The following is a 13,082-nucleotide window of genomic DNA, read 5'->3' on the forward strand; positions in this document are numbered from 1 at the left end:
TTGTTTTGCAATGTATGGCCAGTCATGTGCACAAAGTGGCAGTGAGGCAGCTGAAGCTTTTACGTTATCGCAATTATTCTTTTTTCAATATTCATTTTTCTGGTCAGCATGTGGTTTTTACTGGCCATAATGGTGCTGGTAAGACGAATCTTTTAGAGGCATTATCTTTTCTTTCTCCTGGCCGTGGTTTGCGGCGTGCTGTTTATTCTGACGTTAGCTTTGTAGATGGTGGTGGAGGATTTGTTGTATTTGCGCGTCTTGAATGCGCTCTTTATGGTGAAGTAAAGATTGGTACAGCTTTCGAGGTTAGCGATAACAGTCGAAAGGTCCATATTAATGGTGTGAATGAGTCGAGTGATTGCCTAACAGATTATTGTCATATTAGTGTCCTAACACCGTCTATGGATGGTCTTTTTACAGGTCCTTCACTTGAGCGCCGTAGTTTTTTGGATCGTATGGTTTTGGCGATTGATCCCTTACATAGGCGCCGCATAGCCGATTATGATAGAGCTATGCGCGCACGTAATCGTTTGTTTTTAGATGGAAATGAAGATTGTGCTTGGTTTGATGCTTTAGAAAAGCAGATGGCAGAACTGGCGATAGCTATTTCTGCGGCGCGTGTTGATGTTATTCGTCTTTTAAATGACATGTTTACACAAATGCCATCACAGATACCTTTTCCACGAGCTTTTTTGCAAATTGATGGTTTTTTGGAAACAGCTCTTAGTGAAATATCAGCAACTGAAGTTGAAGAACAATTTTGTGATCGATTACGGCATAATCGCGCAATAGATCGTGCTGCTGGTCGGACGTTAGAAGGACCACATCGTGCAGATTTGCAAATTTTTTATGCTGATAAAAATAGAGCAGCAACATCTTGTTCAACAGGTGAACAAAAAGCGCTGCTGATAGGTTTAATTTTGTGTCATGCACGTCTAACAGGTATGATGTCGGAAAGAGCTCCCATTCTTCTTCTTGATGAAATGGCAGCCCATCTTGATTCGCATCGACGTGCTGCTTTATTTGATATTCTTGATGATTTAGCTGTACAAACATTTATGACAGGTACAGATCGTCTTTTATTTGATGACATAAAAGGACGCGCAGAATTTTTTGAAATTAAGGATGGAGCTTTATTGCCGTAAAAACATGCTAAATATTTTTTTATAAGTGATAGGTCTAAAAGAAAAGGCTTGCTATGTCAGAGATAATAACGATTTTAAATGGTCCTAATTTAAATTTTCTAGGTCAACGTGAGCCAGAAATTTATGGAACTGAAACTCTAGAAGATATTGAAAAATTTTGCAGAGAATGGGCAAAAAAAAATGATATTATAATAAATTTTTATCAAAGTAATTGTGAAGGGCAATTAGTAGCATGGATACAAGAAGCAATAGAGGCAAGTTCTGGATTGATCATTAATCCAGCGGCTTACAGTCATACATCTGTTGCACTTCTTGATGCCCTAAAAATGTTTTCAGGGCCGAAAGTAGAAGTTCATTTATCTCATATTTATCAGCGTGAAGCTTTTCGTCACCATTCTTATACATCTGCAGGTGTAGACGCTGTCATAACTGGGTGTGGAGGTGATGGATATTGGTTTGCACTTGAGTATATTGCAAAACAATTAAGCAAAACAATTAAATTGTGATAGATAAAGAGTAGGCGTTTAATAAGAGTAATATAGGCATTGAATTCTCTTGATAATTATTTTCAAATCTGTACAATGTGAGGTATATATTTATGACAATTTTTAGTGCGTATGACGGGGGTAAATAAAGGTGAAAAGCTTTGTTAGACAATTAGAAATGCTTGTGATTTTAGGGGGAGCACTGCTTTTGTCTGGTTGTAAAATTGATGTTATACAGCCATCAGGTTATGTTGCACGTCAACAGCTCATTTTGATCGTTGTTTGTGTGGTGGTGATGCTTTGTATTGTCATCCCAGTTATGGTGAGTGTGGTATTTTTAGCTATAAAATATCGTGCATCGAATATGAAAGCGGACTATTCTCCTGATTGGGCGCATTCAAATAAAATTGAAGCATTGATGTGGGGTATTCCAGTTGTAATTGTAATGGTTTTAGGTTCATTAACAGCTTATTATACCTATAAGCTTGAACCTACAAATCCTCTTCCAGTGGAAGTTGTGGGTGAAGGAAAGCCATTACAGATTAATGCTGTTGCTCTTGATTGGAAATGGCTTTTTATTTATCCTGAATATGGTGTTGCATCGATTAATGAGATTTATGCGCCTGAAGGACGTCAAGTTTTATTGCAATTAACGTCAGAGAATTCTGTCAATGCTTTTTGGGTTCCCAAATTGGGTACAGTTCTTTACGCTATGCCGCAGATGAATGCTAAGTTGCATTTGGTCGCTGAAGAGCAAGGAGTATTCAAAGGAGCCTCAGCAAATTACAGTGGTGATGGTTTTTCGAGTATGCGGTTTAAGTGGCATTCTGTGTCTTTGCAGGATTTTGAGGATTGGATCGTAAAAGCTCGGGCTAATGGTCGAGTACTTGATCGTGCATCTTATCGTCAACTTTCTATTGCGCCTCGTATGGGTGATATTGCTGCGAAGGAAAAAGATGCTGAAGTTCGTTATTTTGCACCTGTTGAGAAGCGGCTTTATTATCGTGTTGTTAATCGATGTGTCGATGAAAAGACGGTATGTAATGAAGATTTAATGAAACGTGCTGCTGCTCAGACGCTATGGGGTGCACTATGTTCAGTGTTTGATCCTGATGTTATTTAAAGAGTCAATAAAGTAAAGAGCCCTTTTAACAAAGGTTTCTTTTAAACTTGAATTTCATTTGAAATGGGTTGAGAAATGTTTGGAAGACTTACAGATCCTACGGCAGGTGCTTTTCATGCGCTTGCACATGAACCGATCGTTTTGTATACATGTATTGCGATTGTTTTGGTTGGTTTAATTGCTGTTATTGCTTTAACAGCACTTGGGTGGTGGGGGATTCTATGGCGAAATTGGATTACAACGGTTGACCATAAACGCATAGGTATTATGTACATCGTTCTTGGAATTATTATGCTTGTTCGCGGTTTTGCGGACGCACTTATGATGCGAACGCATCAAGCTTTAGCTCTTGGGAGTGAAACAGCAGGTTATTTGCCCCCTGAGCATTTTGATCAAATTTTTTCGGCGCATGGTACGATCATGATTTTTTTCATGGCCACGCCTATTTTATTTGGTCTTTTTAATTATCTTATACCCCTTCAAATTGGTGCGCGTGATGTTGCTTTTCCCTTTGCAAATAATCTAGGTTTTTGGATTACGGCTGCGGGGGCAATATTGATTAACATATCCCTAGGTGTTGGTAATTTTGGTCGTGGTGGTTGGCTGATGTATCCACCTTTTACAGAATTGCAAACGAGTCCAGATACAGGGGTAGATTATTATTTATGGTCCCTTCAGCTTTCTGGTATTGCAACAACAATGGGATCAGTAAATTTTATTGCAACGATGATTAAAATGCGTGCTCCTGGAATGACAATGATGAGAATGCCTGTTTTTTGTTGGAGTGCTTTTGTCAGCAATGTTCTTATTTTAGTCATTTACCCTGTCTTGGCTGTAGCATTTGCACTCTTGGCATGTGATCGTTATTTGAACATGAATTTCTTTTCTAATGTTGGTGGCGGAAATCCGATGGTATGGATTAACTATGTTTGGATTTTTGGTCATCCTGAGGTTTATGTTTTAGTTGTTCCTGCTTTTGGAATTGTTTCCGAGGTTGTATCAACGTTTTCTTCAAAACGCCTCTTTGGTTATACTTCGATGGTATGGGCCATGTTGGTTATTTTGATTCTTTCGCTTCTTGTTTGGGGACATCATTTTTTCACAATGGGTGGCGGTGAAGCTGTGAATACTTTCTTTGGTATTGCGACAATGATCATCGCAGTTCCAACAGGTGTAAAAGTCTTTAATTGGTTGCTTACGATGTATAAAGGTCGAATTCGCTTTGAGCCTCCGATGCTTTGGTGCATGGGCATGATCTTTACATTTGTTGGTGGTGGATTAACTGGTGTTTTATTATCTATTGTCCCTGCTGATTGGCAGTTTCATAATTCGCTTTTTTTGATAGCACATTTCCACCATACAATTATTGGAGGTGTGGTTTTTGCTTATTTAGCGGGGATTGCATTTTGGTTTCCAAAAGTTTTTGGTTATAAACCAAATCGCATACTAGGTATTGCATCTTTTTGGTGTTGGTTTATTGGTTTTTACCTTGCCTTTTTCCCTGTTTATGCGCTTGGTTTAATGGGGGCGACTCGTCGTCTTCAGCATTACATGGAACCTAGTTGGCAGCCGATGTTTATTATTGCTGCATTAGGTGCTTGTATTATCTTACTTGGTATCCTTTGTTTTGTGTTACAGGTTGTTTTGGCGATTTGGTACGGTATTAAGCATAAAGGTCACTTACCGGTAACATTAAATGATTCTTGGGGTGATGCACGTACACTTGAATGGTTTACCTCTTCACCGCCTCCTTCCTATAATTTTGCCCTCCTTCCAAAGATACAGTCTGATGATGCTTATTGGAATATGAAGAAAAGTGGTTATCAACGGCCGACAAGTGGATTTACAAAAATTCATATGCCATCAAATACATCGGCTGGAATTATTGCTGGTTTCTTCTCATTAGTTGTTGGTTTTGCGCTTGTTTGGCATATTTGGTGGCTTGTTGCGGTTGGACTGGTTGGTTTTATTGCAACGCTTGTGTGTCATTCATTAACAGGTGATCATCATGGTTACTATATTCCAGCTGAAGAAGTGCAAAAAACTGAAGATGCCTTTACGGCTGTTCTTAAAGAACAAGGAGTGACAGTATGAGTGCTGTAACAATGAATAACGCGAGTACTATAGATGAACTTCACCACGATAGTAGCTCGGTAATGACGTTTGGTTTTTGGGTCTATATTCTTTCAGACTTAATCTTGTTTTCGACACTATTTTCAAGTTTTGCTGTATTTTCTGCTTCTTATGGCGGTGGTAAAGCGGGCAATGAGTTTATAGATTTAAAGTTTGTTTTGGTTGAGACTGCTTTCTTGTTGTTTTCATCCGTCACTTATGGCTTTGCAATGGTACAAGCACATAAAAATAACATCAGTGGTGTGCGTTTATGGATGGCTATTACCTTTGTATTGGGGTGTTGCTTCATTGGTATGGAACTTTACGAATTTCATGAACTTTTGAATGAGGTCTTTTATTTCGATCCAAATGCTTATGCGGGTATTGATCCTGCAACAGGTTTACAGCTTTTTGGACGGGAAATTCTCTCTGCTTATTGGTCAGCATTTTTTGCTTTGGTTGGCACTCATGGTCTTCACGTAACTGTTGGTCTTCTTTGGATGGTTGTGATGTTTTTTCATCTTCGTCGTAATGGTTTGGATCAGGATAATAAAACACGTTTAGCATGTCTTTCCATTTTTTGGCATTTACTTGATATTGTATGGATTGGTGTTTTCACCATGGTTTATCTATTAGGAGCGTTGTGATGAGCATGCAAAATGAAACACATGGTCCCAGTACTGGTTCCTATTTGGTTGGTTTTATTCTGGCTGTATTTTTCACCTTGGGTTCTTTTATTCCTGTGATGTATGGGATGATGGAAAGTTGGGCAATTAGTACAAAGGTTGCATATCTTATTGGGATGGCGATTATTCAGATTATCGTACAAATTGTTTTCTTTTTACATTTAAGTTCTGGTCCAGATGCCAAGTGGAATTTAAGCGCGTTGTGGTTTGCTGCTATTTGCGTTTTTGTTATTATTGGGGGAACTTGGTGGGCTATTTCTCATTTGAATTATAATATGATGGGTGGTTCAGGGCGTGTTATTGAACCGGAAATATCAAGTAGAGATGATTCTTCAGTGTCTGAGCAGTTATCAAACAAAGATATATCCGTAAGAAAACAGCCAGAAAAGATACAGAGCTCAGAAGTTTCGATGGAGCAAGGTGCAAGTACGCAAACTCCTGTAGATCAAGCACCTGGTTCAGAAATGCCCATGGGGCAAGGTCTAAGTACGCAAACTCCTGTAGATCAAGCACCTGGTTCAGAAATGCCCATGGGGCAGGGTCTAAGTACGCAAACTCCTGTAGATCAAGCACCTGGTTCAGAAATGCCCATGGGGCAAGGTCTAAGTACGCAAACTCCTGTAGATCAAGCACCTGGTTCAGAAATGCCCATGGGGCAGGGTCTAAGTACGCAAACTCCTGTAGATCAAGCACCTGGTTCAGAAATGCCCATGGAGCAAGATCAAAATACGCAGTTTCCTGTGAAGTAGTTGTTAGAAATATCTATGGAGCTGATGCGGTATGTATCAGCTCGTAGAAGAAATTCGTAGGATATAAAAAAGGAGATAAGTACAAGATATCAGTGGAATAAGTATCATGATTTTGAATATACTTTTAGTTTAAAAGAGAAAGTCCGTGGGGTATTTAGTCAAGCTTTAATTTTTGAGACAAATAGCTATTTGTAGAATATACAAAAAGTGATGTTTGTAAAATTTACTACAAAGAAAGAGAATGTGCGAAACAAGTTTTTATATTGTGTGAGATAAAAAAGCTACGAAGCAGTAATATTTTTAGATTTAAAGAATTTATATTAAAGATAGCATTAAAATTATTGTAATAATAATATGCAATTGAAATCAAAAATTTAGAGAATAATCAGAAAATTTAATGAAAACCGTTGCAATGACAGTTATTGGTGCTGGTTCTTTTGGTACTGCATTAGCGATTGCTGTTGCCCGTAATGGTCATAGTGTTTTACTTTGGGGGTATGATCCTCAACATATCAAAGAATTACAGGAACAACGTTGTAATCAAGTATATTTACCCGATATTCGATTTCCTGAAAATTTATTACTTGAAGCTTCGCTTGAAACTGCAATAACAGCAAGTCACAATATATTAATTGCTGTTCCAAGTCATGTATTTCATCAAGTTTTGTATAATGTTCAACCTTATTTGGATCAGCATTCACGTGTTATTTGGGCAACGAAGGGTTTAGAACATGGTACAGGACGTTTCTTACAAGAAGTTGCTCGTGAGATTTTAGGTGAAAAAATTCCTTTAGCTGTTTTTTCTGGACCCACTTTTGCTAAAGAACTGGCTATAGGTTGGCCTACTGCAATGACGATAGCAGCGTCTGATGATGTATTTGGTAAAGAATTGCAGCAACTTTTTCATTGTGACAAAAGTTTTAGAGTTTATAAAAGCTCAGATATGATTGGTGTTCAATTAGGGGGAGCAGTCAAAAATATTATTGCTATTGGTGCGGGAATATCAGATGGCATGGGATTTGGGGCAAATGCCCGAATAGCTCTCATCACACGAGGATTAGCTGAAATCAGTCGTTTAGGGGGGGCTATGGGTGCTGAACTTTCTACATTTATGGGAATGACAGGCTTAGGTGATCTGGTTTTGACGTGTACTGATAATCAGTCGCGTAATCGCCGTTTTGGAATACTGCTTGGTAAAGGAATAGATATAAAAGAAGCGGAAAAACAAATTGGTCAGGTTGTGGAAGGATATTTAAATACCAAGGAAGTACATATGTTGGCGCAGCGTATTGGGGTAGAAATGCCCATTGTAGAACAAATTTATCAAATTCTCTATTGTGGTAAAAACATAACTGAAGCGGCAAACACATTATTAAACCGCACCCTCAAGGACGAAATACAATGATGTTCTGTTTTTTTAATAATTCCAATCGTAAAAAATAGAAACATGCTATGATAGACATATAAAATAGATTGTATTGATGGTTGTATAAGACAGTCATATTCCAGCAAGTTATAGATTCATATCATTCGATTCTTTATGAAACATGGCTGAAATATAAAAGTTTTGGTTTTTGTCTAAGAGCTATCTCTTTGAAGATAAATTATCGTTTCCACTTACACATGTTTATGTAATGTAATGAACAAGATATTTTTATTGTCTCTTAAATTCATCTCACAATGATATTTGCAAACAGAATAATACAAGACTCATTAGATAGAAGCATCTTATTTATGTAACGTATAAGCTAAGAATATCGGGGCAGGGATATTGTGTATCTCTGTTTTTGTAATTCTTTAAAACAAGAAGACAATCTATTTTGAGAAGAAGATGAAATTTTAAAGATGAAAACCAGTTCCCATTTCTACAATCATTTTTAAATTCAGTTTTACGCTATCTAAAGCAATATCTTTTAAATAATAGAGATTATCTCACACCTTTATTTTCTCATTTTCTAATGAAAGCATTTCTCTGATGTGTCAGGTAAAATAGAACGTCCAAAAAAACACGATTGCTGTTGTATATTCATGTTCTTGTTTTAAAGAGACCTCTCTCTTAAAACTCCCAAGTCCACTTCGCAACGATGACCGTGAATAGTATAACGATAAAGCCATTGTGCACATCCCCATCTTTACGTTTATGAAGGAGGAAGACGAGCACCATTACCCCCCAAATGTTGTGAAACAGCTCTTGGCACTTGAAGCTGTTCAGTAGAGATATTTAAGCCTTTTATTTTCTCACATGTCAATTCTGTTTTTTATATGCAAGAAATGATTTTTGGAATTATAACTTTGAAAGTCTAAGATTGAGAAAATGTTATTGTACTTGTTTGTGACTGTCAGTTAAACTAAAAAATAATGTGATTATAAAGATAATAAATTGATTTATATGAATAATTTATTTTATTTTTGTATTGAGTTAATTAAAAAATATGTGTTTTCTTGTCACAAGCGGGTTAGTATATGGATAAAAATTATTAAAAATACTTCTAATGAATCATCTCAAGTGTCAAGTGTTGTTTCAACACATGGCAAGTAAAATGACGGTGTCAGTTTGTCATCTGTATAAACATTAAAATGGTGATAAAAAAAGGATTTTATATACTTCACAGGGATTTTTTATACGTTTTACAGGTACCATTGTGAAATGGAATGGCGTGCATTGAGAGATATCTTTTAAAAAAATGCATGAAGGAGCAACAGCTATAGTGTTTTTGGGTGTTCTATTTTACCTGACATATCAGAGAAACGCTTTCATTAAAGAACGAGTAAAATAAAAGTGTGAGGTAAAGAGTAATCTCCATTATTAAAAAAACATTGATGTAGATGCTTTTAAAATCGTAAAATCTCATTAAAGAATAATAGTAAAATTAACGATTGATTTCTTTACGCCTTCATATTCTTCCTAAATTAGATTGTATTTGCGTTTCAAGAATAAATCAAACGGTAGAAATATTTTTTTCAATTTGCTACACAACAGCTGAAACTAAGGATTTTAATAATTCTCTAATCTCTGTTTCAAACTGCGGTGACATGAGGGTTGGATATTGATTTATAAGCAATGGCAAAAGCGTATACTTTAGTAAGGTAAATGACGTCATAAAACACAAACTTTATTAACCATGAATTGAAGAAATATTCCGGCTTTTTATAAAATATTTTGCGAAACAAGGCATCGTACATCTGGTTTTGTATTCACTTATTCTTACAAACACTTGTACACATGCCTTACGTCATATTATTATAAGTCAATACACTGTTATATAGCTGAGAAAGTACTCAATACCCGATTAAAGCACTATGCACATGATTGATTTTATTTTTTAGTGCAATGAAATAAAAATTATCCTTCTTGAGAATCGTCACTTTTTTTTAGTTCTTCAAGTATTGGCATAGACATGATGTTATAGCCTGAATCAACATAATGGATTTCACCTGTAACACCTGATGATAAGTCAGAGAGTAGATAAAGAGCAGATTTTCCAATTTCATGAATATTTACGGTACGACGTAATGGGGCATTACGGCGTTGATGTGAAAATATTGCACGTGCAGCTGCAATACCATTACCTGCTAAGGTTCTAACAGGACCAGCTGAAATTGCATTGACGCGGATATTTTGAGGACCAAAGTCCGCTGCTAAATAACGTACCATAGCTTCTAAAGCGGCCTTAGCAACGCCCATGATGTTATAATTAGGGACGACTTGCTGTGAAGCACCATAGGTAAGAGTTAGAAGTGTTCCTCCATTGGGCATAAGCTTACCGGCGCGCTGGGCAATTTCAGTAAAGGAATAAGCTGAAATCACCATCGTGCGTTTAAAGTTTTCACGTGTTGTAACATCAACGTAACGCCCTTTTAGCTGATTTTTATCTGAAAAACCAATGGCATGGACAATAAAATCAATTGTTTTCCATTCTTTTTCAAGTTGCTCAAAGACGTAGTCAACGTCTTCAATTTTTTCAACATCGCACTCTAACACTAATTTGCAGCCCAGTTTATCTGCTAGGGGATGAACACGTTTTCCAAAAGCATTTCCTTGATAAGTCAACGCTAATTCAGCTCCTGCTTGTGCGAGCTGACAGGCAACGCCCCAAGCAATTGAATGGTCATTCGCAATTCCCATAATAAGGCCGCGTTTGCCCTCCATCAAACCTTTCATATTATTCTCCGTAAGACCGTATTTTTTCAATTACTAAGAACTTTTGTTTATACATAACGTTGGAAAACAAGCGTTGCATTGGTACCGCCAAAGCCAAAAGTATTTGACAATACGGTATTCAGTTGTTGATGATCACGTCGTTCACGAACGATAGGCATATCAGCAAAAGCTGGATCAAGTTCTTCAATATGGGCACTTTCACAAATAAAATTATGATTCATCATTAACAATGTATAGATTGCTTCGTGAACACCTGCTGCTCCCAAGGAATGTCCTGTTAGAGATTTGGTAGCTGAAATAGGGGGGCATTGATCACCTGCTCCAAAGACACGACGGATAGCTTCTATCTCAGGAGGATCACCAACAGGAGTTGCTGTCGCATGGGGATTGATATAATCAATTTTATTATTGACTGTTGCAAGGGCCATGCGCATGCACCGCTCCGCTCCCTCTCCTGATGGGGCAACCATATCATGTCCATCGGATGTCGCACCGTATCCAACGATTTCTCCGTAGATTTTTGCACCACGTGCTTTAGCAAGTTCTAAATCTTCAAGGACTAAAACGCCAGCCCCTCCAGCAATGACAAAACCATCACGATTAACATCATAAGCGCGTGAAGCTTTGTGAGGGGTGTCATTATATCTGCTGGACATAGCGCCCATGGCATCGAATAAAACAGAGAGTGTCCAATCCAAATCTTCGCAGCCACCGGCAAAGATGCGCTTCTGTTTACCATATTGAATCATTTCGTAAGCATTACCAATACAATGATTGGAGGTAGCACAAGCTGAAGAGATTGAATAATTGATCCCCTTTATTTTAAAGAAAGTTGCTAATGTTGCAGATGCTGTAGAACTCATCGCTTTAGGGACAACAAAAGGTCCAACACGTTTTGGACCTTTTTGGCGTGTAATGTCAGCAGCTTCTACGATTGAATGTGTTGAAGCACCTCCAGAACCCATAATAATACCCGTGTGTTCGTTCGATACTTCATGCGGTTCTAGACCCGCATCAGCAATTGCTTGATCCATAGCGATGTGATTCCATGCTGTTCCACGCCCATGAAAACGTAGAGCACGTCGATCTACGAGTTCTTCTATATTAATATCAGGTTTGCCATAAACTCTACTACGAAAGCCTAATTCGGCATATTGAGGTGCGTAAGAAATTCCGGATTTTGCTTCGCGTAAACTGGTTAAAACAGCTCCAGGGTTATTTCCAATCGCGGAGACAATTCCCATTCCGGTTACAACAACTCGACGCATTCATACCTCCTCGTTCCATATAGAATAGTGAAAAGTTCTTTCTGACGGAAATAACGTTCAATCTTCTTTGAATAAAGCAACGCGTAAATCATTCGCCTTATAAATAGTCTCTCCATCTGCTTTTAGCCACCCATCAGCTATTCCTAAGACTAAATTTCCACGTCGAATACGCTTAAAATCTATTTCATATTCAAGAATTTTAGTTTGTGGAGTTACCATCCCTGATAACTTTACTTCACCTGTTGATATCGCTCTTCCTTTTCCTGGTTCGCCTAGCCAACCAAGAAAAAAACCTGTTAATTGCCACATACCATCCAGTCCGAGACATCCTGGCATGACGGGATCGCCTATAAAGTGACAATTAAAGAACCACATGTCTGGTGTAATGTCAAATTCGGCGCGAACCATTCCTTTATCGTATTTACCATCAGTTTCACTAATTTGAGTGATTCGATGAATCATCAACATTGGCGGTGCTGGCAATTGCGCATTACCTCTACCAAACATTTCGCCGCGAGCGCAGCTTAGAAGCTCTTCATAAGTGTAGCGAGACTTTTGTTCAGCCATTGTTACTCCATTTATTTCCATATATCTTTATTTCTGCGCTTTTCCCAACCTACTTTTAGAGCAAATTTTAAAGAGAGGGAAATGATTTTATATCATTTTTAATGACAAAAGCCTTTTTTTATGTATTCTACATAGGTAATTATTTAAAAATGGAATACAAGATTACACCATACTATTCCCATTTTTTTGTATTTTGATCTTATTTAGCAGGAATATATTTGGGTTTGTAATATGTCAGTGAGTGCAGACAATTTAGATATGAATGAAGAGCAACAGTGCACAAAAGAGTGTGGAAAAATTGTGCAATATTATTCCATTTCTATGTTAGAAAAACGTTTGCGTCAAAATGGTCTGCGTCCAACACGTCAGCGGTTGGAACTTGCACATATGATTTTTTCTCAAGGAAATCGTCATATTACTGCTGAAGAGCTCTATGAGGAAGCGGTGAGGGCAGGTGTACCTGTATCTTTAGCAACGGTTTATAATACGCTTCATCAATTTACGGAAGCGGGATTATTACGGATTATTGCCGTAGAAGGCTCAAAAACTTGGTTTGATACCAATACCTCTGATCACTACCATTTTTATATAGAAGGTGAAAATCGTATTCTTGATATTCCTTACAATTTGGAAGAATCTCCCATTATTAGAAATTTGCCTAAGCCACCAGAAGGTATGGAAATTTCACATGTTGATTTAATCGTGCGATTGAAACCAAAAAATCGATCTTGTGATAGGCAGTGAGGATATTCAATGAGGAATAAAAATTAAACTTGTTGAGTTTG

Annotated in this window: 11 protein-coding genes; 8 read left to right on the forward strand and 3 right to left on the reverse strand. The window is 37.6% G+C overall.

Going from position 1 to position 13,082, the window contains the following annotated elements:
- Positions 1-14 precede the first annotated feature (14 nt).
- The 7 genes from recF (at position 15) to gpsA (ending at position 7,705) form a co-directional block, all read left to right on the forward strand.
- Positions 15-1,145 carry a DNA replication/repair protein RecF gene (gene recF / locus ACFIJJ_RS01045; RefSeq protein WP_375621960.1) on the forward strand — a complete coding sequence of 377 codons (1,131 nt, stop codon included), beginning with the start codon at positions 15-17 and terminating at the stop codon, positions 1,143-1,145.
- 53 nt (positions 1,146-1,198) lie between these two features.
- A complete protein-coding gene (aroQ, locus tag ACFIJJ_RS01050; protein ID WP_375621959.1) occupies positions 1,199-1,651 on the forward strand; it encodes a type II 3-dehydroquinate dehydratase in 453 nt (150 codons plus the stop codon).
- Between the two features lie 130 nt (positions 1,652-1,781).
- A complete protein-coding gene (gene cyoA / locus ACFIJJ_RS01055; RefSeq protein WP_375645684.1) occupies positions 1,782-2,753 on the forward strand; it encodes a ubiquinol oxidase subunit II in 972 nt (323 codons plus the stop codon).
- Positions 2,754-2,828: 75 nt separating this feature from the next.
- On the forward strand, positions 2,829-4,847 hold the full coding sequence (gene cyoB / locus ACFIJJ_RS01060) for a cytochrome o ubiquinol oxidase subunit I (RefSeq protein WP_375621958.1): 2,019 nt from the start codon (positions 2,829-2,831) through the stop codon (positions 4,845-4,847).
- Positions 4,844-5,512, forward strand: coding sequence for a cytochrome (ubi)quinol oxidase subunit III (locus ACFIJJ_RS01065; protein ID WP_375621957.1), 669 nt, complete (start codon positions 4,844-4,846; stop codon positions 5,510-5,512). Before cyoB ends, ACFIJJ_RS01065 begins: the two co-directional genes overlap by 4 nt.
- On the forward strand, positions 5,512-6,300 hold the full coding sequence (gene cyoD / locus ACFIJJ_RS01070; protein WP_375645685.1) for a cytochrome o ubiquinol oxidase subunit IV: 789 nt from the start codon (positions 5,512-5,514) through the stop codon (positions 6,298-6,300). Before ACFIJJ_RS01065 ends, cyoD begins: the two co-directional genes overlap by 1 nt.
- Before the next feature lie 397 nt (positions 6,301-6,697).
- Positions 6,698-7,705 (forward strand): NAD(P)H-dependent glycerol-3-phosphate dehydrogenase, encoded by a 1,008-nt coding sequence (gene gpsA / locus ACFIJJ_RS01075; protein ID WP_375621955.1) that lies wholly within the window; start codon positions 6,698-6,700, stop codon positions 7,703-7,705.
- A 1,938-nt stretch (positions 7,706-9,643) separates the two neighbouring features.
- On the opposite strand, the gene fabI is transcribed toward gpsA, so the two are convergent.
- The 3 genes from fabI to fabA are packed head-to-tail and all read right to left on the reverse strand — an operon-like array spanning position 9,644 to position 12,297.
- On the reverse strand, positions 9,644-10,462 hold the full coding sequence (fabI, locus tag ACFIJJ_RS01080; protein ID WP_375621954.1) for an enoyl-ACP reductase FabI: 819 nt from the start codon (positions 10,460-10,462) through the stop codon (positions 9,644-9,646).
- A gap of 47 nt (positions 10,463-10,509) precedes the next feature.
- Positions 10,510-11,730, reverse strand: coding sequence for a beta-ketoacyl-ACP synthase I (gene fabB, locus ACFIJJ_RS01085; protein WP_375612835.1), 1,221 nt, complete (start codon positions 11,728-11,730; stop codon positions 10,510-10,512).
- A 57-nt stretch (positions 11,731-11,787) separates the two neighbouring features.
- A complete protein-coding gene (fabA, locus tag ACFIJJ_RS01090) occupies positions 11,788-12,297 on the reverse strand; it encodes a 3-hydroxyacyl-[acyl-carrier-protein] dehydratase FabA (RefSeq protein WP_273722474.1) in 510 nt (169 codons plus the stop codon).
- Positions 12,298-12,528: 231 nt separating this feature from the next.
- Here fabA and irrA point away from each other — a divergent pair, with 231 nt between their 5' ends.
- Positions 12,529-13,041: an iron response transcriptional regulator IrrA gene (gene irrA, locus ACFIJJ_RS01095; RefSeq protein ID WP_375621953.1), complete on the forward strand. Its 513-nt coding sequence runs from the start codon at positions 12,529-12,531 to the stop codon at positions 13,039-13,041.
- Positions 13,042-13,082: the final 41 nt, after the last annotated feature.

The organism is Bartonella sp. TT29SHDZB, assembly GCF_042193395.1.
Lineage (GTDB): Bacteria > Pseudomonadota > Alphaproteobacteria > Rhizobiales > Rhizobiaceae > Bartonella.

Excerpts from the sequence above, each read along its gene's own strand:
- recF (WP_375621960.1), top strand. The coding sequence starts at position 15 with ATGGCCAGTCATGTGCACAAAGTGGCAGTGAGGCAGCTGAAGCTTTTA.
- fabB (WP_375612835.1), bottom strand. The coding sequence starts at position 11,730 with ATGCGTCGAGTTGTTGTAACCGGAATGGGAATTGTCTCCGCGATTGGA.
- cyoD (WP_375645685.1), top strand. The coding sequence starts at position 5,512 with ATGAGCATGCAAAATGAAACACATGGTCCCAGTACTGGTTCCTATTTG.
- fabA (WP_273722474.1), bottom strand. The coding sequence starts at position 12,297 with ATGGCTGAACAAAAGTCTCGCTACACTTATGAAGAGCTTCTAAGCTGC.
- ACFIJJ_RS01065 (WP_375621957.1), top strand. The coding sequence starts at position 4,844 with ATGAGTGCTGTAACAATGAATAACGCGAGTACTATAGATGAACTTCAC.
- irrA (WP_375621953.1), top strand. The coding sequence starts at position 12,529 with ATGTCAGTGAGTGCAGACAATTTAGATATGAATGAAGAGCAACAGTGC.
- fabI (WP_375621954.1), bottom strand. The coding sequence starts at position 10,462 with ATGAAAGGTTTGATGGAGGGCAAACGCGGCCTTATTATGGGAATTGCG.
- gpsA (WP_375621955.1), top strand. The coding sequence starts at position 6,698 with ATGAAAACCGTTGCAATGACAGTTATTGGTGCTGGTTCTTTTGGTACT.
- cyoB (WP_375621958.1), top strand. The coding sequence starts at position 2,829 with ATGTTTGGAAGACTTACAGATCCTACGGCAGGTGCTTTTCATGCGCTT.
- aroQ (WP_375621959.1), top strand. The coding sequence starts at position 1,199 with ATGTCAGAGATAATAACGATTTTAAATGGTCCTAATTTAAATTTTCTA.